This is a genomic window from Qipengyuania sp. 902 (assembly GCF_051195295.1).
In the GTDB taxonomy this organism is placed as follows: Bacteria; Pseudomonadota; Alphaproteobacteria; order Sphingomonadales; family Sphingomonadaceae; genus Qipengyuania.
In genome coordinates, this window is sequence record NZ_JBNJLJ010000002.1 from 138,610 (window position 1) to 163,431 (window position 24,822).

The 24,822-nt window shown below is 62.0% G+C and carries 26 protein-coding genes; 13 read left to right on the forward strand and 13 right to left on the reverse strand.

Annotated elements, in window-relative coordinates; translation table 11 throughout:
* Positions 1-65: 65 nt before the first annotated feature.
* Both ACSH0F_RS05755 and tyrS read right to left on the reverse strand, forming a co-directional pair.
* The gene (locus tag ACSH0F_RS05755; protein ID WP_278328699.1) at positions 66-404 is read right to left on the reverse strand and encodes a PilZ domain-containing protein; all 339 of its coding nucleotides are present in this window, start codon (positions 402-404) and stop codon (positions 66-68) included.
* A 111-nt stretch (positions 405-515) separates the two neighbouring features.
* The gene (gene tyrS / locus ACSH0F_RS05760) at positions 516-1,745 is read right to left on the reverse strand and encodes a tyrosine--tRNA ligase (protein ID WP_435200826.1); all 1,230 of its coding nucleotides are present in this window, start codon (positions 1,743-1,745) and stop codon (positions 516-518) included.
* Between the two features lie 341 nt (positions 1,746-2,086).
* Between tyrS and ACSH0F_RS05765 the strand changes: the two genes are divergently transcribed.
* From ACSH0F_RS05765 to ACSH0F_RS05780, 4 genes are all read left to right on the forward strand, one after another.
* Entirely contained in the window at positions 2,087-2,320 is a 234-nt protein-coding gene (locus tag ACSH0F_RS05765; protein ID WP_435200828.1) for a hypothetical protein, read from the forward strand.
* Positions 2,317-3,519, forward strand: a complete 1,203-nt coding sequence (locus tag ACSH0F_RS05770) for an exo-beta-N-acetylmuramidase NamZ family protein (RefSeq protein WP_435200830.1) — start codon at positions 2,317-2,319, stop codon at positions 3,517-3,519. The genes ACSH0F_RS05765 and ACSH0F_RS05770 overlap by 4 nt, the downstream gene beginning before the upstream one ends.
* Positions 3,516-4,478, forward strand: coding sequence for an aspartyl/asparaginyl beta-hydroxylase domain-containing protein (locus tag ACSH0F_RS05775; protein ID WP_435200832.1), 963 nt, complete (start codon positions 3,516-3,518; stop codon positions 4,476-4,478). Before ACSH0F_RS05770 ends, ACSH0F_RS05775 begins: the two co-directional genes overlap by 4 nt.
* 73 nt (positions 4,479-4,551) lie before the next feature.
* The gene (locus tag ACSH0F_RS05780; RefSeq protein ID WP_435200834.1) at positions 4,552-5,889 is read left to right on the forward strand and encodes a spinster family MFS transporter; all 1,338 of its coding nucleotides are present in this window, start codon (positions 4,552-4,554) and stop codon (positions 5,887-5,889) included.
* Here the strand turns inward: ACSH0F_RS05780 and ACSH0F_RS05785 are convergent.
* From ACSH0F_RS05785 to ACSH0F_RS05795, 3 genes are read right to left on the reverse strand one after another with little or no spacing between them, the layout of a single operon-like run.
* Entirely contained in the window at positions 5,886-6,272 is a 387-nt protein-coding gene (locus tag ACSH0F_RS05785; protein ID WP_435200836.1) for a hypothetical protein, read from the reverse strand. The two genes, ACSH0F_RS05780 and ACSH0F_RS05785, sit on opposite strands and share 4 nt — an antisense overlap.
* 20 nt (positions 6,273-6,292) lie before the next feature.
* Positions 6,293-7,126, reverse strand: coding sequence for a DUF817 domain-containing protein (locus ACSH0F_RS05790; protein WP_435200838.1), 834 nt, complete (start codon positions 7,124-7,126; stop codon positions 6,293-6,295).
* Positions 7,127-7,132: 6 nt separating this feature from the next.
* On the reverse strand, positions 7,133-8,314 hold the full coding sequence (locus ACSH0F_RS05795; RefSeq protein ID WP_435200840.1) for a vWA domain-containing protein: 1,182 nt from the start codon (positions 8,312-8,314) through the stop codon (positions 7,133-7,135).
* Between the two features lie 125 nt (positions 8,315-8,439).
* Here ACSH0F_RS05795 and ACSH0F_RS05800 point away from each other — a divergent pair, with 125 nt between their 5' ends.
* Entirely contained in the window at positions 8,440-9,840 is a 1,401-nt protein-coding gene (locus tag ACSH0F_RS05800; protein ID WP_435200842.1) for a methyl-accepting chemotaxis protein, read from the forward strand.
* Positions 9,841-9,922: 82 nt separating this feature from the next.
* Here the strand turns inward: ACSH0F_RS05800 and ACSH0F_RS05805 are convergent, their stop codons facing one another.
* Complete coding sequence (locus ACSH0F_RS05805) at positions 9,923-10,789, reverse strand: AAA family ATPase (protein WP_278328688.1); 867 nt, start codon at positions 10,787-10,789, stop codon at positions 9,923-9,925.
* Between the two features lie 101 nt (positions 10,790-10,890).
* Here ACSH0F_RS05805 and ACSH0F_RS05810 point away from each other — a divergent pair, with 101 nt between their 5' ends.
* Both ACSH0F_RS05810 and ACSH0F_RS05815 read left to right on the forward strand, forming a co-directional pair.
* Positions 10,891-12,111, forward strand: a complete 1,221-nt coding sequence (locus ACSH0F_RS05810) for a bifunctional alpha/beta hydrolase/OsmC family protein (protein WP_435200845.1) — start codon at positions 10,891-10,893, stop codon at positions 12,109-12,111.
* Positions 12,112-12,120: 9 nt separating this feature from the next.
* A complete protein-coding gene (locus ACSH0F_RS05815) occupies positions 12,121-12,636 on the forward strand; it encodes a hypothetical protein (protein WP_435200847.1) in 516 nt (171 codons plus the stop codon).
* 42 nt (positions 12,637-12,678) lie between these two features.
* Here the strand turns inward: ACSH0F_RS05815 and ACSH0F_RS05820 are convergent, their stop codons facing one another.
* The 3 genes from ACSH0F_RS05820 to ACSH0F_RS05830 form a co-directional block, all read right to left on the reverse strand.
* Positions 12,679-13,272, reverse strand: a complete 594-nt coding sequence (locus ACSH0F_RS05820; protein ID WP_435200849.1) for a hypothetical protein — start codon at positions 13,270-13,272, stop codon at positions 12,679-12,681.
* Between the two features lie 305 nt (positions 13,273-13,577).
* A complete protein-coding gene (gene parE, locus ACSH0F_RS05825) occupies positions 13,578-15,569 on the reverse strand; it encodes a DNA topoisomerase IV subunit B (RefSeq protein ID WP_435200851.1) in 1,992 nt (663 codons plus the stop codon).
* Between the two features lie 64 nt (positions 15,570-15,633).
* Complete coding sequence (locus tag ACSH0F_RS05830; protein ID WP_435200853.1) at positions 15,634-16,791, reverse strand: penicillin-binding protein activator; 1,158 nt, start codon at positions 16,789-16,791, stop codon at positions 15,634-15,636.
* 19 nt (positions 16,792-16,810) lie between these two features.
* Here ACSH0F_RS05830 and rsmI point away from each other — a divergent pair, with 19 nt between their 5' ends.
* Genes rsmI through ACSH0F_RS05850 form a run of 4 tightly spaced genes read left to right on the forward strand, consistent with a single transcriptional unit; the run spans position 16,811 to position 19,639 of the window.
* Positions 16,811-17,680, forward strand: coding sequence for a 16S rRNA (cytidine(1402)-2'-O)-methyltransferase (gene rsmI, locus ACSH0F_RS05835; protein ID WP_435200855.1), 870 nt, complete (start codon positions 16,811-16,813; stop codon positions 17,678-17,680).
* The gene (locus tag ACSH0F_RS05840) at positions 17,677-18,027 is read left to right on the forward strand and encodes a YraN family protein (protein ID WP_435200857.1); all 351 of its coding nucleotides are present in this window, start codon (positions 17,677-17,679) and stop codon (positions 18,025-18,027) included. The genes rsmI and ACSH0F_RS05840 overlap by 4 nt, the downstream gene beginning before the upstream one ends.
* Before the next feature lie 10 nt (positions 18,028-18,037).
* A complete protein-coding gene (gshB, locus tag ACSH0F_RS05845) occupies positions 18,038-19,006 on the forward strand; it encodes a glutathione synthase (protein ID WP_435200859.1) in 969 nt (322 codons plus the stop codon).
* Between the two features lie 24 nt (positions 19,007-19,030).
* On the forward strand, positions 19,031-19,639 hold the full coding sequence (locus ACSH0F_RS05850) for a DedA family protein (RefSeq protein WP_435200861.1): 609 nt from the start codon (positions 19,031-19,033) through the stop codon (positions 19,637-19,639).
* On the opposite strand, the gene ACSH0F_RS05855 is transcribed toward ACSH0F_RS05850, so the two are convergent.
* Together ACSH0F_RS05855 and hemW are read right to left on the reverse strand one after the other, a co-directional pair.
* The gene (locus ACSH0F_RS05855) at positions 19,636-20,532 is read right to left on the reverse strand and encodes a tyrosine recombinase XerC (RefSeq protein ID WP_435200863.1); all 897 of its coding nucleotides are present in this window, start codon (positions 20,530-20,532) and stop codon (positions 19,636-19,638) included. The two genes, ACSH0F_RS05850 and ACSH0F_RS05855, sit on opposite strands and share 4 nt — an antisense overlap.
* Positions 20,529-21,683 carry a radical SAM family heme chaperone HemW gene (hemW, locus tag ACSH0F_RS05860; protein ID WP_435200865.1) on the reverse strand — a complete coding sequence of 385 codons (1,155 nt, stop codon included), beginning with the start codon at positions 21,681-21,683 and terminating at the stop codon, positions 20,529-20,531. Before hemW ends, ACSH0F_RS05855 begins: the two co-directional genes overlap by 4 nt.
* 38 nt (positions 21,684-21,721) lie before the next feature.
* Between hemW and ACSH0F_RS05865 the strand changes: the two genes are divergently transcribed.
* The gene (locus ACSH0F_RS05865) at positions 21,722-22,282 is read left to right on the forward strand and encodes a CAP domain-containing protein (RefSeq protein WP_435200867.1); all 561 of its coding nucleotides are present in this window, start codon (positions 21,722-21,724) and stop codon (positions 22,280-22,282) included.
* Positions 22,283-22,285: 3 nt separating this feature from the next.
* Here the strand turns inward: ACSH0F_RS05865 and rdgB are convergent, their stop codons facing one another.
* On the reverse strand, positions 22,286-22,912 hold the full coding sequence (rdgB, locus tag ACSH0F_RS05870; protein WP_435200869.1) for an RdgB/HAM1 family non-canonical purine NTP pyrophosphatase: 627 nt from the start codon (positions 22,910-22,912) through the stop codon (positions 22,286-22,288).
* A complete protein-coding gene (gene rph / locus ACSH0F_RS05875) occupies positions 22,909-23,625 on the reverse strand; it encodes a ribonuclease PH (RefSeq protein ID WP_278328676.1) in 717 nt (238 codons plus the stop codon). The genes rdgB and rph overlap by 4 nt, the downstream gene beginning before the upstream one ends.
* A 153-nt stretch (positions 23,626-23,778) precedes the next feature.
* On the opposite strand from rph, the gene hrcA reads away from it, so the two are divergent.
* Positions 23,779-24,822 carry a heat-inducible transcriptional repressor HrcA gene (gene hrcA / locus ACSH0F_RS05880; protein WP_435200871.1) on the forward strand — a complete coding sequence of 348 codons (1,044 nt, stop codon included), beginning with the start codon at positions 23,779-23,781 and terminating at the stop codon, positions 24,820-24,822.

The following is a 24,822-nucleotide window of genomic DNA, read 5'->3' on the forward strand; positions in this document are numbered from 1 at the left end:
ATGGCAGGCGCGCCTCCCGATGGGAAGACGCGCCTGCTTTGCGTGTCAGAATCAGATCTTGGCGGTCAGCGCAGTTTGCGCAGGCGCGGGTTCGGCTGAAGCTCGTCGATCAGGGCGAGGAAATCGTCCATCCGGATGATCCGCTCGAACTGGAACCCGGCGCGATTGTCGCGGGTCCAGATGACGTAGGATTCGATCCGTCCGATTACGGGCAGGCGGATGATGACCCGCTCGCCACGGCTGAGCCCGTCGGCATTGTCGACCATGAAGCCGTTTGCCGAGATATTGGCGATGTGGAGGCGCAGATCACCCTTGCCGAAGTGCTCGGCGATGACGGGGTGATCGACCGGGTGGCGCGCCATGCGCCGCTGGTCGGTTACGCTCAATTGTGCTCCGGCACTCATCTGTTGCGATCCCTCCGAAAAATTGATCGCAATCGGTATGCACCCGGAAAGGCTGATATTTGGTAAACCCGCCCGAAGGAATTGGCGCTCGCAAGGCGGCGAGCGCCGCGATCAGCGCCGCAAAATCGCGTGTTTCTTCTTGCCCAGGCTGAGCTTGATTTCAGATTCAGTGTCAACGTTTACCAGAAAACCGGGATCGTCGACGACCGCGCCATCCAGCTTGACCGCACCTTCCGCGAGCTTGCGCTTGGCCTCGCCATTCGAGGCCGTGAAACCGAGCGCAGTTAGCGCAGCACCGATCCGCATGCCGTCGCTGCCGACCGAAAGCGTGGGCAAGTCCTCGCCCGATCCGCCACCCGCGAAGGTATCGCTCGCGGTCTGCGCCGCAACGTCGGCTGCCTCGCGTCCGCGAACTAGTGCGGTGACCTCATTGGCCAGCACCGTCTTCGCCTGATTGATTTCCGCGCCCACCAGTGCTTCCAGTCTGGCGATTTCGTCCAGCGGAAGATCGGTGAACAGCCGTAGAAAGCGCCCGACATCGCGGTCGTCGACATTGCGCCAGAACTGCCAGAAGGCGTAGCTCGGAAGCTGGTCCTCGTTGAGCCAAACGGCACCTGCTGCGGTCTTCCCCATCTTCGACCCGTCAGCGGTGGTGAGCAGCGGCGTCGTCAGGCCGAACAGCTCGCTGCCGTCCATGCGGCGAGCAAGCTCCATGCCGTTTACGATATTGCCCCACTGGTCGCTGCCGCCCATCTGCAACCGACAGCCATAGCGTTGCGCCAGCTCGCGGAAATCGTAGGCCTGCAGGATCATGTAGTTGAATTCGAGGAAGGTCAGCGGCTGCTCGCGGTCGAGCCGCAGCTTGACCGAATCGAAGGTCAGCATGCGATTGACGGTGAAATGCGGGCCGATATCGCGCAAAAGCTCGATATAGCCGAGCTCGCTCAACCACTCGTCATTGTTGACCATCACGGCGTCGGTCGGCCCATCACCGAAAGTCAGCAGGCGCTCGAAGACCTTGCGGATGCCGGCGATGTTCGCGTCGATATCGGCATCGGTCAGCATCTTGCGGCTCTCGTCTTTGCCGCTGGGATCGCCCACCTTGGTCGTGCCGCCGCCCATCACGACGATCGGCTTGTGCCCGGCCTGCTGCAACCGGCGCAGCATCATGATCTGGACCAGGCTTCCGACGTGCAGCGATGGCGCGGTGGCATCGAAGCCGATATAGCCCGGCACAATGTCCTCGGCGGCCAGCGCGTCCAGCGCCTCGCCATTGGTGATCTGGTGGATGTAGCCGCGCTCTTCGAGCGTGCGCAGGAGGTCGGAGGAAAAGCTGCTCATGATGGAGCGCGCGCTAGCAGGTAAGAACGCCCGTGCAAACGCATGAACTGGTGCCCCATCCGGCCTGTCCTCCGGCGAGCGTAAGCGCCGTTACGGCTCGGATCATCGGACGCGATGCCAATTGGCTGCGTGTCCGGTGGCGCGTCGAGGGCGTGCAAAAACTTGTCGTACCGAAGTGTGCGGGGCGCGGCCGTGCGGACGGCCTATGGCAGACCACCTGCTTCGAGATGTTTGTGAAGCCCAGAGGCGGCACGTCTTATCGCGAATATAACCTGTCCCCGTCGGAGCGCTGGAATGCTTACGCTTTCGACGCGCCTCGAAAGGGCATGCGAGAACTCCCCATGGCTCGCGGGCCCGATTGCACCATGCGGCCCGGCAGCAGCTTCGCCATCTTCGATGCGGCCATCCCCGCCGATGCCATACCGTCGGTCGATTGCGACTACGCGATGACCTGCGTCATTGAGGAACAGGGCGGCACGAAAAGTTATTGGGCGCTCTGCCATGCGGGCGATGCACCGGATTTCCATGAACCGGCTTGCTTCACAGGCAAGCTTGCGGCACCCACCGCGCCATGAAATTCGGCATCGACCGCCTTCTGACCGAAGATGAACTGCGCGCCCCGCTCGAGGGCAAACGCGTATCGCTGGTGGCGCATCCTGCTTCGGTCACCGCGCAACTGCACCATTCGCTCGACGCGCTGATCGAACGCGGGGTCAACGTCACCTCGGCTTTCGGACCGCAGCACGGGCTGAAGGGCGACAAGCAGGACAATATGGTCGAGACGGCGGACGAGACCGATCCCCGCCACAACATCCCGATCTTCAGCCTCTATGGCGAAGTCCGCCGACCGACCGGACAAATGATGTCGACAGCGGACGTGTTCCTGTTCGACCTTCAGGATCTCGGTTGCCGCATCTATACCTTCGTTACGACCCTGCTCTACCTGATGGAAGAAGCGGCGAAAGCGGGCAAATCGGTCTGGGTGCTCGACCGCCCCAATCCCGCTGGCGGCCCAGTGGAAGGCACGCTACTGGTTCCTGGACAAGAGAGCTTCGTCGGCGCGGCGCCCATGCCGATGCGCCACGGCATGACGATGGGCGAAATGGGCCACTGGTTCAAAACGCATTTCGACCTCGATCTCGATTACAAGGTGATTGAGATGGTCGGCTGGAAGCCCGGTCATGCGGCCGGCTTTGGCTGGCCGGAAGACCGGGTATGGATCAATCCGAGCCCGAATGCCGCCAGCGTCAATATGGCGCGGGCCTATGCCGGTACCGTCATGCTGGAGGGAACGACACTGAGCGAGGGTCGCGGGACGACCCGGCCGCTCGAAGTGCTGTTCGGCGCGCCCGATGTCGATGCAGGCGGCGTTATGAAAGAGATGGAGCGACTTGCTCCTGCATGGCTTCGGGGCTGCGCTTTGCGCGAGTGCTGGTTCGAGCCGACATTCCACAAGCACGCCGGGAAGCTCTGCAACGCACTGATGATCCACGCGGAAGGCCCGTTCTACGATCATCACGAGTTCCGACCGTGGCGGCTTCAAGCGCTGGCCTTCAAGGCGATCCGCAACCTCTATCCGGACTACGATCTGTGGCGCGATTTTCCCTATGAGTACGAGCTAGAGCGACTCGCGATCGACGTGATCAACGGCGGGCCGAGTTTGCGCGAATGGGTGGATGACAGCGAAGCCGAACCCGGCGACCTGGAAAGCCTTGCCGATGCCGACGAAACTGTATGGCGCCAGACAATCGCGCCGCACCTGCTTTACGGATGACCCAGGCAGCGCCGGATTTCGCCAGCCTCGTCGCCGAGGGCGATGCTCGCCTCGACGCTGGCGATCATCGGGCCGCTTCCGCTTACTATACCGCCGCCTTGAAACAGGCCGAAGCAGGCGCGCCCTATGATCGGCCCACAGCGCAAAGAGCCTTGCGGCGCTTGCAGGACATCGAGCAGGGCTATGTGCGCCATCTCCACGCCTCGCTCGAACGGCAAGGCTTCCCGCAATCGGAATGGCATCCCAGATTCGCGAAGAGTATCGCGATCATGACCGGCCAGCTTCAGCGCGAAAACACCGGCGAGCAATATCTCCGGATGCCGACGACCTATTTCTATCCCGATCTGCCCTATGCGGAATATTACGATACCGCTGGCTGGTCCTGGGTAGAAGAACTCGAAGCCTATACCGAGCAGATCGTCTCGGAAGCGAAAACCCTCATGGACGGCGGTGAAACTTTCGCGGCTTACATGAAGCGCACCAAAGACCGCCCACAGGGCAATTCGCACGGTCTGCTCGAGAATGACGATTGGAGCACCTTCGATCTTATCGATTCGGAGAAGCCGATCGCGGACCGGGTGAAGCTTTGCCCGCACACGTTTGGTGCGATTACCGACTTCGCTCCCCAGTGCCGGATACCCAAGCGCGCACCGACGATCATGTTCTCCCTCCTGAAGGCGGGTGCGCACATTCCCCCGCATACCGGGATGCTGAACCCGCGTCTCATATGCCACCTCCCACTGGTCGTGCCGGGTGACGGGGCCCTTCGGGTGGGTTCGGTCACGCGAGTTTGGGAGAAGGGTAAGCTGATGGTTTTCGACGACACGATCGAACATGAAGCCTGGAACCACTCGCAGACCGACCGCTTGGTCCTGATTTTCGACATCTGGCATCCCGATCTCGACGAAATCGAGCAGGCGCAAATCGCGGCGCTGTTCCACGCGGTGGACTCGTATTGAACCACCCCTAGGCACCAAACCCGACTTTCGATCGGTCGAAGAACCCTTGACGAAAGGCAATGGATAGGGTTGCTTGACCGAAAGTGACGGGCATACCCGCGCTTCGGGAGAGAATTTCATGGCGACAGCGGCACCGACCGGCGCAGCGCAGAGTTCAGTGCGTGCCACCCTCTGGATTCTGTTGATCGTCTACATCTTCAATTTCATCGACCGGCAGATCGTCAATATCCTGGCCGAACCGATCGCGCAGGACCTGGGTCTGAGCGATACGCAGATCGGCTTGATGACGGGCCTCGCATTTGCACTGTTCTACACCGTCCTCGGCCTGCCGATTGCGCGCTATTCCGACAGGCCGACAACGCATCGACCGCGGTTGATTGCATTGGCCCTGGCAACCTGGTCGGCAATGACCGCGCTGTGCGGGGTGGCGCAGAATTTTATTCAACTGCTTGTCGCCCGCATCGGCGTCGGTGTGGGAGAGGCCGGTTGCACCCCGCCGGCGCATTCGCTGATTTCGGATCTTGTGCCGCCGGAGAAACGCAGCTCCGCTTTGGCGTTCTACGCGCTTGGAATCCCGATGGGAACGCTGCTCGGCATGCTCATCGGCGGCGTGCTCGCCGATTGGGTGGGTTGGCGCAGAGCGTTTCTCTTCGTGGGGATTCCAGGTGTGGTTCTCGCCCTGATTGTGTGGTTCGTCCTCAAGGAACCGCGCCGTAAGGACAGCCTCGAGGTTCTACGCCAGAGGGGCACCGAAGACGTGGTCCCGTTCTTCAAGGCGATGGGCAAGGTCATGCGCTCGCGCGCCTTCGTCCTGCTTTTATGCGCCGGATCGGCGGCGGCGTTTCTCGCTTATGGCAAGGTCACCTGGACGACGATCTTCTTCCAGCGGACCCATGGCATGACCCCGGGTGAGGTCGGCTTCTGGTTCGGCGTCGTGAACGGCGCAGCGGGCATCGCGGGAACCGTGCTCGGCGGCTGGCTTGCGGACCGCTTCGGCTCGCAGAACCGTCGCCACGTTCTTACCGCGCCTGCCATCGGTATGGCCGTGGCTGCCCCGATCGCGTTTCTCGCCTATCAGGCGCAGAGCTGGCAGATGGGCCTAATCCTACTCTTCGTGCCGACATTGCTGAATTCGCTGTATTACGGTCCGACCTATTCCGCAGCGCAAGGCCTCGTGCCGCTCCGCTCGCGGGCGATTGCCGCGGCCGTTTTGCTATTCTTCCAGAACCTGATCGGGCTGGGCCTCGGGCCGTTATTCTTCGGCATGCTGTCCGACTGGTTGCGCCCCGAATACGGCGAGGAAAGCGTCCGCTACGTGCTCTATGGCGCGGCCTTTCTCGGTCTCATCCCGGCATTCTTCTTCTGGCGGTGCAGCCTGCGTCTCAACGACGAGTTGGACAAGCAGGACTAGCCGGCGGGGATCAGTTCGACGCGATCGTCCGGTTCGGGGACAGGGCGCACATCCGACGTGTCGTTGTGCATAACCATGACACTGCAACCATCGATTTGGTGATCGACCGCCGCGATCATCTCGGCGTCCTCCGGTGCGGCAGCCTCCCGCCGCAGCGAAGGCTGGCCATTAGACTCGCGAACTTGAGTGATGGTCTGCTCGCAGTCGTCCACGGTGATCGGCTCTTCAGGACAACCTTCGGGATTGAAAACCGGTACGCTCCCGTCGCACGGGGTCGTTTCCGCCGCCATTTCGGGCTCGCCAGCCGGCGTGCGCTTCTCGTCGGGCTCCGACGCAATGGCAACACCTGCCAAGGCTAGGGCAGGGAGGACAAAAAAGCGCATTGTGGTCTCCTTCGTTGCTCTCATGCGGGCTCGCGCACCGGGTGCACAAGGCTGACGAGGACGAAGCTGATCAGCATCAACAGGAACCAGCTTCCCAGTTTGGCCAGGCTGACCGGCTGCCAGCCGTCCTCCTGCCCCGGGTAGGTCCAGGCGCGAGCGAAGGTACCGATATTCTCTGCACCCCAGATGAATAACGCGACCAGAAAGAAGCCGAGAAGCAGCGGCATCCAGCGATACTCCACCCAGTTGCGGAAGTGAATTTTCGTTCGCCAGAACAGCAGGATCGTGAGGCCGAACAGCAAGTAGCGAATGTCCGGCAGCCAGTGGTGTGCGAAAAAATTCACGTAGATCGCCGCCGCCAGCGTGTAGGTCGCCCAGCGTGCGGGATAGTGCGAATAACGAAAGTCGAAGATGCGCCAGACGCGGGCGATGTAGCTTCCTACCGCCGCGTACATGAACCCCGAGAATAGCGGCACGTCGCCAATCCGCAGCACGCTCGGTTCGGGGTAGATCCACGATCCCGCTGCTGTCTTGAACAGCTCCATCACCGTTCCGACGATATGGAAGAGGAAGATGACCTTGGCCTCCGACCATGTCTCCAACCGGAAGGCTAGCATCGCCGCCTGAATTGCAACGGCTGCCAAGGTGATGAAATCGTATCGGGGCAAGGACGCGTCTTCGGGATAAAACAGATGCGTCGCCAGCAGTAGCGCCAGCGTCAGTCCACCGAACAGGCAGGCCCAAGCCTGCTTGAACCCGAACAGCAGGAACTCGTAGAGCCACAGCCGCCAGCCCGTGCCCGGATCGAACTGCTCGAGCCGGTGGCGGACCGCCTCGAAGCGGGTGTGCCGCAAGGCGTCCTATCCTTGCTTGCGGCTCAATTCGCGCATCGCGTCGTCGAGGCCGTCCAGCGTCAGCGGATACATCCGGTCGTTGACGAGGTGTTTCATCACCTTGGTCGACTGCGAATATCCCCACTGCTTTTCGGGCACGGGATTGAGCCAGACGGTCGCGGGATAGGTGTTGGTGACCCGCTGCATCCAGGTGGCGCCCGCTTCCTCGTTCATATGCTCCACGCTGCCGCCCGCATGGGTGATCTCATAGGGGCTCATGGCTGCGTCGCCGACGAACACGACCTTGTAGTCGTGGCCGTATTTGTGGAGAATATCCCAGGTCTTGGTCCGCTCCTGCCAGCGCCGGCGATTGTCCTTCCACACGCCTTCGTAGAGGCAATTGTGGAAGTAGAAGAATTCGAGATTCTTGAACTCGCTGGTGGCCGCGCTGAACAGCTCTTCGGTGATCTTGATGAACGGGTCCATCGACCCGCCCACATCTAGGAACAGCAGCAGCTTCACCGCATTGCGCCGCTCCGGTCGCATATGGATGTCGAGCCAGCCCTGCTTCGCCGTACCGTCGATGGTCGCATCGATGTCGAGCTGGTCCGCCGCGCCTTCGCGCGCGAAGCGGCGCAGTCGACGCAGCGCCATCTTGATGTTGCGGGTGCCCAGTTCCTTGGTGTTGTCGAGGTTCTTGAACTCGCGCTTGTCCCACACCTTGATCGCGCGCTTGTGCTTGCTCTCCCCACCGATCCGCACGCCTTCGGGGTTGTAGCCCGAATTGCCGAACGGGCTGGTGCCGCCGGTGCCGATCCACTTGTTGCCGCCCTGGTGGCGCTTTTCCTGCTCCTCGAGCCGCTTTTTCAGCGTCTCCATGATCTCGTCCCAGTCACCCAGCGACTTGATCTTTTCCATCTCCTCGTCGGAAAGGAACTTCTCAGCGACGGCCTTCAACCAGTCTTCCGGAATATCGACCGGGTTCTGGCCGTAATCGGACAGGATGCCCTTGAAGACCTTGGCAAAGACCTGGTCGAAGCGATCGATCAGACCTTCGTCTTTCACGAAGGTCGCGCGGGAGAGGTAGTAGAAGGCTTCCGGCGTCTGCTCGATCACATCCTTGTCGAGCGCCTCGAGCAGTGTGAGGTGTTCCTTGAAGCTTGCCGAAATTCCGGCAGCGCGCAGCTCGTCGACGAAATTGAAAAACATGACACAGGCTTAGCGGCCTCTACCGCGATGGCGAAGCGAAAATCGGCGAAGGCTGCTTAACCGGGCAATAACCATTCCCGTTTAACCCCTGAATCGGGTCTAGAAATACAGGGACGTGGCCAAGCATGGAAATGCGCGAAATCGCGATGACGGACAGCAAGGACTTGTCGGCAATTCCGGAGAGTTGCGGCAAGGTGACGGTCGGGTGCTCCGATGTCGCGGGGATCGTGCAAGGGGTCATCGACTCGTTCGGCCATTTGCGCTCCGAATATGTCGAATTGCAGGGCACGGTGTCCGCCCTGGACGAAGACCAGCGCATGGTGCTCGAAGCGACCGATGAGGCGCGATTGCTGTCGCAACGTGCGATCGAGCGGCTTTCCCAGGGTTCCGAGCTTATCGGCAATTCGCTCGGTCAGATCGGTAATCTTCTGGGTCTAGTCGAAACGCTGACCGAACATGTCACCGGCTTCGCTGCAGCGATGGACCAGGTCCGCCGCAGTTCGCAGGAAATCGACCAGATTGCCGAGACGACGAACATCCTCGCCCTCAATGCGACGATCGAGGCGATGCGTGCTGGCGAACAAGGCCGCACTTTCGCCGTCGTGGCCAACGAGGTGAAAACACTGGCCAGCGAGACGCGGCGGGCGACCGAGGAAATCGGGCGGACGATCGACACGCTTGGCGAAGAAGCCGAACAGGTGATCGAGAAAATCCAAGTCGGTGCCACCGCCAGCGCCGAGGCCAAGAGTTCCGTCACCGCTATCGAACATACGCTTCAGGGCGTCACCGAACTGATCGGCGAGGTCGATCAGCAGCAGGACCAGATCGCCCGGAATACCGCGACCATTTCGGAACATGTTCACCGCGTCCAGGATACGCTTGGCGATTTCGACACCGCGGTCAGCGACAACGAGCAGAAGCTCGCCACTGCGCATGACCGCATGGAAGATCTCGAACTGACCGCCAGCGACATGTTCGACAATCTGGTCAAAGCCGGACTTTCGCCGGACGACAGCCTGATGGTGGATAAGGCTCGAAGCTATGCCGAAGAAATAACCAAGCTTGCCGAGGACGCGCTGGCCGATGGCTCACTGACTATGGAGCAGCTGTTCGACCAGAATTACGTACATGTCGCAGGCACCAATCCCAAGCAGTACAGGACGTCCCTCTGCAATTGGGCCGATGCCAACTGGCGCCCCATAAACGACCGGGTGGTTGCCGAAGGCGGCGCGATCATGATGTGTTCGCAGGCCGACATGAACGGGTTCCTTCCCACGCATATCAGCGACCGTTGCCGCAAACCCACCGGAGACATCACGCACGATACGACCTACTGCAGGAACGGTCGCATCATGCTGTACGGTATCGACAAGAAGGCCAAACAGCAGAACGATGCCTTCATGATGGCGGTCTATCGGCAGGAAGGGGACGGGAAGAATTACGTCGTCGTGCGCAATGTCTATGTGCCGATCGTAATCAACGGTCGCCGCTGGGGCGACTTCGAACTGGCCTACAGCTTCCGCTGATTGCATCCCTTATCGACACGCGAAAAAGGGCGCGAACGACTTGGTTCGCGCCCTTTCGCTACTTTCTGCTTACTGGACGCTGCTAGCTCTGGCGCCGGGCCATGAACGCGAGACGTTCGAACATCATCACGTCCTGCTCGTTCTTGAGCAGCGCGCCGTGGAGTGGCGGGATGGCGCTGTTGGGATTGGCGTCCTGCAGCGTCTCGAGCGGCATGTCCTCGTTCATCAGCAGTTTCAGCCAGTCGAGCAGCTCGCTGGTGCTGGGCTTCTTCTTGAGGCCGGGCACTTCGCGCAGCTCGTAGAAGATATCCATCGCCTTCTTGACCAGCGTCTTCTGGATGTCGGGATAATGGACATCGATGATCTCCTGCATCGTCTCGCGATCGGGAAACTTGATGTAGTGGAAGAAGCAGCGGCGCAGGAATGCGTCGGGCAGTTCCTTCTCGTTGTTCGAGGTGATGACCACGATCGGACGTTCCTTCGCCTCGATCCGTTCATGCGTTTCGTAAACGTCGAAGCTCATGCGATCGAGTTCCTGCAACAGATCGTTGGGAAACTCGATGTCGGCCTTGTCGATTTCGTCGATCAGCAAGACGGGCAGCTGTTCGCTGGTGAATGCTTCCCACAGCTTGCCCTTCTTGATGTAGTTCGAGATGTCATGGACGCGCTCGTCGCCGAGCTGGCCGTCGCGCAGGCGGGCAACCGCATCGTATTCGTAAAGGCCCTGCTGCGCCTTGGTGGTGGACTTCACATTCCACTCGATCAGCGGCGCATCGAGCGCCTTGGAGATTTCGTGCGCGAGGACCGTCTTGCCCGTACCCGGTTCCCCCTTCACCAGCAGCGGACGGCGCAGCGTTACTGCGGCATTGACCGCGACCTTGAGGTCTTCGGTGGCGATATAGGACTGGGTGCCTTCGAAACGGGTCTGGTCGGAAGTGTTGTCGGCCATCGGTTTTCCCTTGCAACTTGACGGGAGCGTTAGGGGGAGGGCACGCGAAGGGCAAGGGGGCGTTGTAACCTCCACGACCCGCCGGACGGACAGGAGAGAATATGCCGACAGAAGCACTCAGCATCACGACCGAAGCGGGCCATGTGCTCGAAGGGTCCCTCGAACTCCCGACGGGGCTTGTGCGGGGCGCTGCACTGTTCGCGCATTGCTTCACCTGCACGAAGAACAGCAAGGCCGCCGTCACCGTGGCGCGCGCGCTGGCGCAGGAAGGCATTGCGACGCTGCGGTTCGATTTTACCGGTCTCGGCGGAAGCGAGGGCGAGTTCGGGCGCGCGGGGTTCGCCACCGATGTCAGCGATCTGGTGGATGCGGCCCGCAAGCTTGTCGAGCGTTTCGGAGGCCCGATCCTGATGGTCGGCCACTCGCTCGGCGGAGCCGCCGTGCTGGCCGCTGCCGACGATCTCGGCTCTGACCACGTCGCCGCAATTGCCACGATCGGCGCGCCCAGCGATGTGCCGCATGTGCTCGAGAATATCGACGGCGATCTCAACGCAGTCCGGGCTGGCGAGGATACCACGGTCACGATCGGCGGCCGCGAGTTCAGCCTCAGCAAGGAGTTCCTCGACAAGGTTGAAAGTGCCGACTTGCTTGCCGAAGTGGCGCGCATCCGCAAGCCGCTGATGTTCCTCCACTCGCCGACCGACCAGATCGTCGGTATCGAGCACGCTGGCGCGCTTTTTCAGGCGGCGAAACATCCCAAGAGCTTCGTCAGTCTCGAAGGGGCGGACCATTTGCTGGTCAAGAAGGCCGACGCGCGCTTCGCCGCCACGGTTATCGCGGGATGGGCGCAGCGCTACCTGCCCCTTCGCGACGACTGGCCGATGCCGGAGGACGGCGTGGTCGTGAAGACCGGCCACGGCAAGTTCGGCACTGAGGTCCACACCAAGGCCCACCGCTTCATCGCCGACGAACCGCGCAGCTATGGCGGCGACGATACCGGCCCGACGCCCTACGATTTGCTCAATGCCGCGCTCGGCACCTGCACGGCCATGACGATGAAGATGTATGCCGACCGCAAGCAGTGGCCGCTGGACGGCGTGACTGTCGAAGTGCGCCACGAACGCCAGCATGCGGAAGAATGCGACCATGTCGAAGCGATGGAGCAGGGCAAGCAACTCCAGGCGCTCCACCGAACGATCACGATCGAAGGCAACGGGCTGGACGATGACCAGCGACATAAGCTATTGGAGATAGCGGATAAGTGTCCGGTGCATCGCACTTTGGAAGGCGAATTGCACGTCCATACCGCGATGCAGGAATGAGGTAGGAAAATGTTTCGACTCAAACGCCACGTCGCGCTGAATGCCGGGTTTGCATGCCTGGCTTCGCTCTCTCTCGCCGGATGTGTCACGCAGATGGACGAAATCGATCAAAGCGATACCCGCACTCCCTTGCTCGAAGCGCGGGTTTCCCATCTTCCCATCCGTCCGCGCAGTAAGATTGTCCAATCGCCCTCAGAAGAGAATTTGCGACAAGCTCTTGCGATCGCTGGGGTCGATCATTTCCAGTTCGTCGCAGATTGTGCGGTCGGGCGCGACGGGGTCATATCTTCGTGCGGAAGGTTTTCCGTCGAACCAGAAACCGCAAACGTGAGAAAGGCAGCAGAAACCCTCTACAGAGGTTTCGCGATTGTGAGGGAAGGCGCGCCACTCAAGACCAGTGTGACACTTTCTGTTGATGCTCGATTCGAAGGCGTAAACAGCATCGAACGATGTGTCGCGGTCTTGCTGTGCGGAATTCCGACACCTCCCGCACCCAAGCCTCCAGAGCCACAGCGCCAGCAATAAATGGGTGGGAACGATTTTCTCCATATCCCACCCATCCGGAATTTATTGCGAGTAAGGCTGCCCGTTATTAGCAGCATAGATGTCGGTAGGTTCCTGAGGAGAACCGTGTTGGCCCGTCGTCGCACCATGCAAGTTCATGTTGATGGCATTTGCCATCTGCTGCGCTAAAGCTTCGGCAAACGCTTCATTGTTTGTGCCGTACTGGGTATCGTAAAATTGTGAACCATTTACAGTATCATCAGCTCGATGGACTTGGAAGCTAAGCTGCCAAAAGTTAAACCCAACCTGGTTCATATGCGCAACCTCGTGAAGGATGAGTATGCTCATGCCAGAATCATCGACATAGTTTGGGTTGCCATAGAAATTCGGATCTTGTCCGTCACCGATAATGTCCTGATAATTGATACTGTCCATATTAGGTCCGGTACCCTCGCCGTAATCGGCAGAACCGACACCATTGTTATTGAAATCGGTACGGTCAGTGACGGTGAACTCAGTATTGAGCAGTTCATCGCGGAACATGGAAACGCTGATGGTCCTTCCGAACACTGTCACGGTCGCCAAGGGGCTAGCGTCGTTCAATGCAACGAGGATTCGGAGAACTGCTTTGACAACGCGTTTGGTGGCTTCATTCAAATCGTTCTGATCGGTATTCGAATCCGTTTTTTCCCGTTTCGACCGATACTTCGATTGTCGGTTCGGGTGACGACCCGTCCGTCGGAACATTCCGCGGTGCGTAGAAGCGGACTCCGGGGCTACTCGTCGTTCCAATCGAGAAAGTCAGAATGATAGACCCGTCGCTCTGTTGTTCGCGACGTCCGGTAACGATGATCCTATTGGACATTTCAATCTCTTGATCTCTGCAAATATCGCAGGATCGGAGCAGCTATCTCACGCTAACCGGTGTAGGATAGGCATTTATTCTCGCTTTGTTCTTTTTCTCAAGCATCGATCATTTCGCGATCGAATTCGCCGGCATTGTTCTGGATGAAATTGAAGCGGTGTTCGGGGTTGCGGCCCATGAGTTGGTCGACGAGTTCCTTCACCACCGCGCGCTGCTCGAATTCGGCGGGTAGCGTGATGCGGATGAGCGAGCGCGTGTCGGGGTTCATCGTCGTTTCGCGCAGCTGGGCGGGGTTCATCTCGCCGAGGCCCTTGAAGCGGCTGACTTCGACCTTCTTGCCCTTGAACACCGTCTCTTCCAACTCGGCGCGGTGGGCGTCGTCGCGGGCGTAGCGGCTCTCCTTGCCCGCCGTCAGGCGATAGAGCGGGGGTTGGGCAAGGTAGAGGTGCCCGCCGCGCACGACCTCCGGCATTTCCTGGAAGAAGAAGGTCATCAGCAGCGTTGCGATATGCGCTCCGTCGACATCGGCGTCGGTCATGATGATGATCCGGTCGTAGCGCAGGTTTTCTGGGTCGCAATCCTTGCGCGTGCCGCAGCCCATGGCGAGCGACAGGTCGGCGATTTCGCTGTTCGCGCGGATCTTGTCCGCCGTGGCGCTGGCGACGTTGAGGATCTTGCCGCGGATCGGCAGGATCGCCTGCGTCTTGCGGTCGCGCGCCTGCTTGGCGCTGCCGCCGGCGCTATCGCCTTCGACGATAAACAGTTCGGTCTCGCCATCGCCTTCGCCGGAGCAATCGGTGAGTTTGCCCGGCAGACGCAGCTTCTTGGCATTGGTCGCGGTCTTGCGCTTGACCTCGCGTTCCTGCTTGCGGCGCAGGCGCTCGTCCATCCGCTCCATCACCTGGCCGAGAAGCGCCTTGCCGCGGTCCATATTGTCCGTGAGGAAATGGTCGAAGTGATCGCGCACCGCATTCTCGACCAGCTTGGCGGCTTCGGGCGAGGTGAGGCGGTCCTTGGTCTGGCTCTGGAATTGCGGATCGCGGATGAAAACGCTGAGCATTACCTCCGCGCCGACCATCACGTCGTCGGCGGTCAGGTCCTTCGACTTCTTGACCCCGGTGAGATCGCCGAAGGCGCGCAGGCTCTTGGTCAGCGCGGCGCGCAGGCCCTGCTCGTGCGTACCGCCATCGGGCGTCGGCACGGTGTTGCAATACCAGCTGGTCGAACCATCGGAGAATAGCGGCCAGGCGATCGCCCATTCCACGCGCCCCTGCTGGCTGCCGTCCTCGCCCTCGGGAAAATCCTGACTGCCGGCGAAAGGCTGAGAGGTGACGCACTCGCGCCCGTTGATCTGCTCGGCCAGATGGTCGGCGAGGCCGCCGGGAAACTTGAAGACCGCTTCTTCCGGCACTTCCTCTGAGGCGAGGCGGTCGGCGCATTTCCAGCGGATCTCGACGCCCGCGAAGAGGTAGGCCTTGGAGCGGGCGAGCTTGAACAGGCGCTTGGGATTGAACTTCCGATCCCCGAAAATCTCGGTGTCGGGCACGAAACTGACGGTGGTGCCGCGGCGGTTGGGAGTCGGCCCCAGCTCCTGCAGCTTGCCCGTCGGGTGCCCCTTGGCGAATTCCTGCGCGTAGAGCGTCTTGTCGCGCGCGACCTCGACCCGTGTGTCGCTACTCAGCGCGTTGACGACACTGACGCCGACGCCGTGCAAGCCGCCGCTGGTGGCATAGGCCTTGCCCGAGAACTTCCCGCCCGAATGCAGCGTGGTGAGGATCACTTCGAGCGTGGACTTGCCCGGATATTTGGGATGTTCGGCCACCGGAATGCCGCGGCCATTGTCCGACACGGTGACCTTATTGCCCTCGTCGAGCCGGATTTCGATGCGGCTCGCATGGCCTGCCACAGCCTCGTCCATCGCGTTGTCGAGAACTTCGGCGACGAGGTGATGGAGCGCGCGGTCGTCGGTCCCGCCGATATACATGCCCGGACGGCGGCGGACGGGTTCGAGTCCCTCCAGCACCTCGATCGAGGAGGCATCGTAATCGCCGCTGGAGGTAGGCGTGTTCTCGAAAAGATCGTCGGACATGCGCCTAGCTATATCGTGCCGAAGCGCCGCGCTACAAGCGCGCGGGCGAGGTTATCCGCCCCGCTCAGAAGCCGCCAGGCGCGTTGGCAACCACCACGACGCTGTCGCCGCGCACTTCGCGAACTTCCATGGCGCGCTCCACGATCCCGCTGGGCCCGAAGCGGAAGGCTCCGTCGAGCCCGAGAAAACCGTCCGAACTGCGCAACTTGCGCACCGGGAAGGGCCGACCGACCTGCCAGTCGCGCGCGACCCGCAACGTCAGCAGCACCGCATCATAACCGAGCGTCGCAATCCGATAGGGCTGGCCGCCGAAGCGCGCTTCGTAGCTGTCGACGAAGCGCTTGTAGCGATTGTCCGACACGGCGGAGAACAAAGCGCCGTTCATCGCGCGTGCGCGTGTCAGCGAGCTTTCCCCGCTCCATAATTCGGTGCCGAGTAACCGGGCGGACCCGCCGCCCGATTTCAACGCGCCAGCTGCCTGGATCGATAGCCGCGCGCCATCGGCAATCAGCACGGTGTCGTACCCGCCATGCGCCTTCAGCCGCTCTGCCGCGCTGACGATCGATGTGTTGCCGCGCGAATAGCGCTCCGTCCAAACCACGCTGCCGCCATAGGCCCCCGTCGCCCGGCGCATTGCTTCCTCGGCACGGACGCCATAGGCGCCGTCCGGTGCAATCACCGCGAAATTCTGCGCCCCGCGCTCCCGCGCATATTCGACCGTTCGCATGATCGACTGTTCGGGGATATGGCCCATGATGAAGACATTCGGGCCGGCGGCATTGGTATCGTTGGAGAAAGAGATGACCGGGACGTCCGCCGACCGGGCGACCGAAAGCACCGACGGGATATTGCTGCCGAGCAGCGGGCCGAGGATCAGGCTGTTGCCCTCCGCCACCGCCTGCCGCGCTGCCGCCTCGGGGCCCTGTGCAGTATCGTAAGTCGTAATCCGCAAGTTTTCCGCGTTGGTATCGAGCAGCGCCATGGTGGTGGCATTGGCGATCGCCTGGCCGACGTTACCGTTCGATCCGGACATGGGCACCAACAGCGCCACACGGTGTCGGGTCTGGTCTTCGGGCAGGGCAGTCGCGCTCGGTTCCGGCGTCGGCGGCGGATCGACCGGCGTGGGCCGCTCCGCCCCGCGCGGAATGACGGCGCAACCGGCCAGCAGCGTGGCGAGCGCTGCGGTTGCCAGCGTTCTACGGTCGATAGTCCAGCGCATCATCTTGCCGCATCCCTTTCAAATGGTTCATGGGGAGGGGGTGAGCGATCCCGCACCTCCCGAAAAAAGCCTCGAGCCCGGGCTGTATATCGTGGCGACGCCAATCGGCAACCTCGGTGACATCACCCTGCGCGCCGTGGGTGTGCTGCGCGCCTGCGATGGGGTTGCGTGCGAGGATACGCGGGTGACGGGCAAGCTACTCAAGCACTTAGGCATCTCCAAGCCGCTATGGCGCTACGACGACCATAGCGAGCATCGCGATCGCGGGCGGCTGGTCGGTTCGATGCGGACGCGGGCCGTCGCGTTGGTCAGCGACGCCGGGACGCCGCTGGTCAGCGATCCCGGATACCGGCTGGTCAATGATTGCCGAGCCGAGGGCATTCCCGTGACCGCGCTGCCCGGCGCCTGTGCGGCGGTAATGGGTCTGTCGCTGTCCGGCCTGCCGAACGACCGATTCATGTTCGCCGGGTTTCTGCCGGCCAAGGACAAGGCGCGCCGCGAGATGCTCGAAGAACTTGGCGGGATCGACACAACGCTGGTGTTCTACGAAACCGCGCCGCGCCTGCTCAAATCGCTCGATGCGATCGAGCAGGTGCTACCACATCGCGAAGTGGCGGTCGCGCGGGAGCTGACGAAATTGCACGAAGAAGTTCGCCGCGGCCTGCCGCATGGCCTGCGTGCCTATTTCGAGTCGCATCCTCCCAAGGGTGAGATCGTCCTGCTGGTCGGTCCGCCGATCCCCGTCGAAGCGAGCGAGGCCGATGCCGACATCCTGCTGCGCGACGCGCTGGCAACGCTCAAGCCGTCTCAGGCCGCCGCCCGCGTCGCACGGGAAACCGGGCTGGAGCGCAAGGATCTCTACGCTCGCGCGCTGGAACTGCGTGCCGAATGAGGCGGCAGCTTGCCGAAAAGAGCGGCCGCGACGGCGAGGCGAGAGCAGCGTTCTGGCTGAAGGCCAAGGGCTGGCAAATCCTCGATAGACGGGTGAAGACCCCGGCGGGCGAGATCGATCTGGTCGCGAGGCGCGGCAATGTGGTCGCGTTCATAGAAGTCAAATGGCGGCGCAAGCGCGCCGATCTCGACCATGCGATCGACGAATATCGCCTCTCCCGCGTCGCAGCGGCAGTGGAGGCCGTCGCGCATCGCTATGCCGAGAACGGCGAGGACATACGGATCGACGTAATCCTGCTTGCGCCCGGCAGCTTCCCCCGCCACATCGCCAACGCCTGGCAACCCTAAGGAGCCGCCGATGAGTCTGCGTGTCGCCGTCCAGATGGACCCGCTGGAAAGCATCAACATCGCTGGCGACAGCTCCTTCGCGCTGATGCTGGCGGCGCAGGCCCGCGGGCATAAGTTGTGGCATTACGACGTCGCGACGCTGGCTTACGAGAGCGACGGCAGCCCTCGCGGCCGGATCACGGCGCGTGTGGCGCCGGTCACGGTCCAGCGGGTCGAGGGCAACCACTTCACAGCCGGGGAGCGGCGGAAGGTTGATCTCGCGAAGGATATCGACGTCGTGCTGATGCGGCAGGATCCGCCCTTCCATCTCGGCTACATCAGCGCTGCTTTCCTGCTAGACCGGCTCAAGGGCACGACGCTCGTCGTGAACGAGCCGCGCGAAGTGGTGAATGCGCCAGAGAAGATGTTCGTGCTGGATTATGCGCAGTATATGCCGCCGACGCTGGTCGCCCGGCACCTCGAGGATCTGCGCGATTTCCAAAAGATGCATGGCTCGGTCGTGGTGAAGCCGCTGCACGGCAATGGCGGCAAGGCGATCTTCCGTATCGACGAGAACGGCACCAATCTATCGGCGCTCAGCGAGGTCTTCGACCAGACTTGGCCCGAACCGCATATGGTCCAACCCTTCCTCCCGGAAGTCAGCGAAGGCGACAAGCGCATCGTCCTGGTCGATGGCGAATTCGCAGGCGCAATCAATCGTTTCCCCGGCGAAGGTGAGTTCCGCTCGAACCTGGCACAGGGTGGTCACGCAGAAGCGGCGACGCTGACCGATCGCGAGGAAGAAATCTGCGCGGCAATGGGTCCGGAGCTCAAACGACGCGGGCTGGTGTTCGTCGGCATCGACGTAATCGGCGGCAAGTGGCTGACCGAAATCAACGTGACCTCTCCGACCGGGATAGTCGCCATCGACAAGTTCAACGGTACCGACACCGCCAGGCTGATCTGGGACGCGATAGAGCGCCGTCACGCGGATCAATAGCCGACCGGGCGCGTTGGTGCCTGCGTGAACAGCTTCATTCTCAACGCGATTGCCGGCGGCGGATATATCGGGATATTTATCCTGATGGCGCTGGAAAACATCTTCCCGCCGATGCCGTCCGAAATCATCATGGGCTACGGCGGTGTGTTGGTGGCGCAAGGGCGCATGACCTTCGCGCCGCTGCTCGTCATCGGAACGCTGGGCACGGTCGCCGGGAATTATTTCTGGTATTGGCTCGGCTCACGCTGGCGCGAGGAGGACCTCAAGCGCTTCATCGCCAAGCGCGGACGCTGGCTGACCTTCGAATGGGACGAATTCGAAAAATCCCGTCGCATCTTTCGCAAGCACGGCGACTGGATCGTTTTCCTGCTCCGCTTCTCGCCATTCCTTCGCACGATCATCTCGTTACCCGCCGGCTTGGCGAGGATGAAGCTCTGGCGCTTCCTGCTTTTCACATTCCTCGGATCGCTGATTTGGAACGGCGCCCTGATCTGGGGAGGGCGATCCCTGGCCGGGCTGATCGGCGAATACGAGACCTATGCCAGTTGGGCGGTCGGCGGTTTCATCGGACTTGGCGCCGTGTGGTATGCCTGGCGGGTGTGGAAATGGAAGCCGTCGGAAAGCGAGTCCTAATCCCGGTCGCGCGGATGGGCGGTGCGGTAGGTCTCGAGCAGTTTCGCAGCGTCGACCTGCGTGTAGATCTGCGTCGAGCCGAGACTGGAATGGCCGAGCAGTTCTTGGAGACTCCGCAAGTCTGCGCCCGCGCCCAGCAGATGGGTGGCGAAACTGTGCCGTAACGCATGCGGGGTCGCAGTATCGGGCAAACCCAGGGCCTTGCGGGCTCGCGCCGTCGCCTTCTGCACCATACCTTGCGACAGCGGACCGCCTTTCGCCCCCCGGAACAGCGGCTCGCCGGTCGACGGCGGCCAGGGGCATTGGCGGGCATAGTCGGCCACCGCCTCGCTGACGATGGGCAGGATCGGGACGACGCGTTGCTTGCCGCCTTTTCCGGTGACGGTCAGCCGCTCGCCGAGCGGAAGGACATCCGCGGTCAGTGAAAGCGCCTCGGCTATTCGCATGCCAGCACCGTAGAGCAGCAAGAGCACCGCCCGATCGCGTGCGCCGGTCCAGGCCTCGCCAGCCATCGCCTCGACCGTCTCCGCGAGCGCAGTCGCATCGTCGGGCGTCACCGGACGGGGCAGGCCCTTCTTGATCCGCGGCCCTCGCATCCGCGGCGGGTCGGTGACGTTATGGCCAGCCTGGGCGCGGGCAAAGGCAATGAAGCCTTTCAGCGCCGACAGTTCCCGCGCAGCCGAGGAGTTCGCCAGTCCATCGGCGCGTCGCGACGCCATATGCGTGCGAAGGCGGGTTGCCGTCAGTGTGGCGACCTCTGGCCAGTCGGTGAGTTCCTGACGAGTTAGAAGCCGCTCCGCCGCCGTGTGATACGCACGAACCGTATGCGGCGACTTGCGCTGGCCGATAGCAAGGTGGTCGTGCCAGACTTGCAAAAGCTCGGCTTTGCTCATGACGTCACGAGGTCTGCAGAGACCAATTCGCCCAGCAGCGCATCAAGCAGCGGCATGCCTTGCGGCGTGACGCCAATACGGCTGCCGCGCTGCCAGATCATGCAGAGGTTCGTGTAGAGCGCGAGCTTGTCGCGCTCGATCGCCCGTTCGGCGTCGAGACCGAAGCGGCGGGAAAGCGCCGTGACGTCGATCCCTTCGGCGAGGCGCAAGCCCATGAGCAGCGCTTCGGACAATTGCTCGGCCGCATCGAGATCGCGCGCGTCGGCGATGCCGTGCGCCTGCCGCTCCACTGCAGCGAGGTAATTCTCCGGCTTGCGATGGCGTATCGTCGCGACGCCACCGCGTCTCCCATGCGCGCCAGGGCCGATCCCGGCATAGTCTTCGTACAGCCAGTAAGTAAGGTTGTGACGGCTCTCCTCGCCGGGCTTGGCGTGATTGCTGATCTCATAGGAGGGCAAGCCCGCCGCTGAGGTCATCTGCTGCGTCAGCGCATAAAGATCGGCTCCGCGATCATCGTCGAGCGGGGCGAACATACCGCGCCGGACATCGGTCGCAAAGCGTGTCGCCGGCTCGATGGTCAACTGGTAGAGCGACATATGGCTCGTCCCCAAGGCTAGAGCCTCGGACAACTCGGTGCTCCACTCTTCCTCGGTCTGCTTTGGCCGGGCGTATATGAGATCGATGGAGACGCGATCGAAGTGCGTTTGCGCGGTTTCGACGGCTTTCAATGCCTCGTCCACGCCATGCAACCGACCGAGAAAACGCAACGCCTCGTCGCGCAGGCTTTGGACGCCGAGCGAGACGCGATTGATCCCCGCAGCTGCAAGTGCTGCGAAATTTGCGGCTTCGACGGAGGAGGGATTGGCTTCTAGCGTGATCTCGATATCGTCTTCGAAGCCCCAAAGCTTTTCGGCCTCTTGAAGCAATCCGGCGACCAGGGCGGGGGGCATCAGCGAGGGAGTTCCTCCGCCGAAAAAGATACTTGCGAGCTTTCCCTCAGATCGGATCGAGGCCGCTTCATGGCGCATGTCCGCGACTAGGGCGTCTCGCCACGCACCATCGTGATGCGTCGCGCGAACATGGCTGTTGAAGTCGCAATAGGGGCATTTCGCGAGGCAGAACGGCCAGTGGATATAGAGTGCGCGCGCCAAGATTGCCTTCAGCTTATCTTAACCCTCCGGGCGAAAACATGGCCTGCATGGACGGGTCGAAAAAATGGATAGCGCCGGTGATCGGCGCTGCGAGCTTGCTATGTGCCACGGGGGTCGGCGTCGCCGCAAGCGCATCGTCGCGCAGTGCTTCGTCGAGCGACGTGCATACTTCAGCGCGCATTCTGGATCTTCACAACGCTGAGCGCCAACGCTTGCGATTGCCGGAGCTCAAATGGAACGTGCATCTCGAGCGCGAGGCGAAACAGTGGGCGCACGAGCTATCCCGCAAGGGTCGGCTCCAGCACGCCGATCGGGCAGTTCGTAACGGAACGGGGGAAAACCTCTGGATGGGCACCGCCGGATATTGGTCTGTAGACACTGCCGTCGGTCTCTTCATCGACGAGAAGAAACACTACCGCCACGGCGATTTCCCGCACATCTCGCGCACCGGCAATTGGGCAGACGTCGCGCATTACACGCAGGTCGTATGGCGCGATACGCAGGAGGTCGGCTGCGCGTGGATCACTGCCCGCGGCAACGACGTGCTGGTATGCCGATACTGGCCCGCAGGAAATGTCTGGGGCCGTAAAGCCTATTGATTTTCAACCGAACTGCTCGGCTACCAGTTTTGCGAACGCATCGGCCCGGTGGCTGATGACGTGCTTCTCGTCAGGATCGAGCTCGGCGAAGGTCTCTTCGCGCCCGATCGGCACGAAGACGGGGTCGTAGCCGAAGCCCATGGTCCCTCGCGGAGGCCAAGTCAGGGTGCCCGGCGCTTTGCCTTCGTAGACAGCGTACTCGCCGTCGGGCCAGGCGAGGGCCAGGACGCAATGGAAAGCGCAGGAGCGAGGCGCATCGATGCCCCTTTCCTGCAGCATCCCTTCGACCTTGCCCATAGCCATATACCAGTCGCGGCCTGGATCGCCTTCGAACCACTGCCGCTCGGCCCAGTCCGCCGTGTAAACGCCCGGACGGCCATCCAGCGCATCGACCGAGAGGCCGCTGTCGTCGGCCAGCGCGGCAAGTCCTGATGCCTCCGCCGAGGCCCGCGCCTTGATCAGCGCATTCTGCACGAACGTAGTGCCGGTTTCGGCAGGCTCGGGCAGGCCGAGCGAGCCTGCCGAGAGACATTTGACACCGTGCGGTTCTAGCAGCGCGGATATCTCCTTGAGCTTGCCCGCATTGTGCGTCGCAATCACGAGGCTGCCGGAACCGAGGCGGCGGGTCATTTGCGCGTCGCCTCGTCCTGGGCCTTGAATATCTGTGCACAGCCCATCTGGGCAAGTCGCAGGAGGCGCAGGAAAGCCTCTTCATCGTAAGGTGCGCCCTCTGCGGTGGCCTGCGCTTCGGCGATCTTGCCCCCTTCAATCAGGACGAAGTTGGCGTCCGCGTCGGCATTGCTGTCCTCGGGGTAATCGAGGTCGAGCACCGGCGTGCCTTGATAGACGCCGCAGGAAATTGCCGCGACCTTTGCGGTGATGGGATCCTGCGTGATTGCGCCCGACTTCATCAGCCCATCGACTGCGAGCCGCAACGCCACCCAAGCGCCCGAGATCGAGGCCGTCCGCGTGCCGCCATCCGCCTGGATCACATCGCAATCCAGCGTGATCTGCCGCTCACCGAGCTTCTTGTGATCGACCACGGCGCGCAAGGAACGGCCGATAAGTCGCTGGATTTCCTGTGTCCGCCCGCTCTGCTTGCCCTTGGCCGCCTCGCGTTGGCCGCGGGTGTGGGTGGCGCGCGGGAGCATCGAGTATTCGCCTGTCACCCAGCCTTCGCCCTTGCCGCGCAGCCACGGCGGGATACGCTCTTCGACGCTGGCGGTGCATAGCACCCGCGTTTCGCCGAAGCTGATCAGGCAGCTGCCTTCGGCATGCTTGGTGTAGCCGGTCTCGATAGTGATGGCGCGCATTTCGTCCGGCGCGCGTCCTGAAGGTCGCATGAAAATCTCCTGTCACCCCTGACCCGCTCACCCTGAGCCTGTGGAAGGGTCGTTCTTCGTTTCTGGCGCTGCGCTAGAAGAAATTGCTGCCCTTCGACAAGCTCAGGGCGAACGGAAATTGAGTTTGTCCGCCAAACTTCCTACCTGTCCAACATGAATTCGCCGCCGCTCACCGACCTGTCCGACCGCGCGCGGGATATCTTCCGCCTTGTGGTCGAAGGCTATCTCGATAGCGGGCAACCAGTCGGATCGAAGGCGCTCGCTTCCGATGGCGGACTGAACCTTTCGCCGGCTTCCATCCGCTCGGTGCTAGCGGAGCTGGAGCAGCGCGGATTGCTGGCAGCCCCGCATACCAGCGCCGGACGCATGCCGACCGAGACCGGTCTGCGCCTATTCGTCGATGCGATGATGCAGGTCGCAGAACCGACGCGGGAAGAGCGTGCCGCCATCGAACAGCGCCTCGGCGAGCCGGGCCCGATCGAGCGGGCGCTGGAGGAAACCTCCGCTCTCCTGTCCGACTTATCCGGCGCGGCAGGCATGGTAATGGTCCCGACGCGCGAGCCGAGGCTGGCGCAGGTTTCGCTGACCGCGCTCGACGCTAATCGCGTCCTCGCGGTGCTGGTGGGTGAGGATGGCCACATAGAAAATCGCGTGCTGGCGCTTCCGGCCGAGGCGCTGGGCACCTCGCTCGAACAGGCGAGCAACTACCTAACCGTGCGAACATCGGGCCGCACTTTGGCCGAGGCGGCAAAGCTGGTTGAGGCAGAGATCGTTTCAGGCAAGTCCGCGCTCGACGAGGCTAGTCGCGATCTCGTGCAACGGGGACTCGCGACATGGAGCGAGGATGCGAGCCATCGGCCGGTGCTAATCGTGCGCGGTCAGGCAAACTTGCTCGACGACAGCGCGCTGTCCGATATCGAACGGGTGCGCTCGCTGCTCGACGACCTCGAAAGCAAGCAGTCGGTGTCCGCCCTGCTCGAACGGGCCCGCCGTGCCGAGGCCATGCGCATTTTCATCGGGAGCGAGAACCGGCTGTTCTCTCTGTCCGGCTCGTCCGTCATCGCCTCGCCCTATCGCGACCGCGAGGGCAAGGTCGTCGGCGTGCTGGGCGTGATTGGCCCGACCCGGTTGAATTACGCGCGAGTCGTCCCCATGGTGGATTTTACGGCCCGATCCTTGGGCAAACGCATAGGCTGA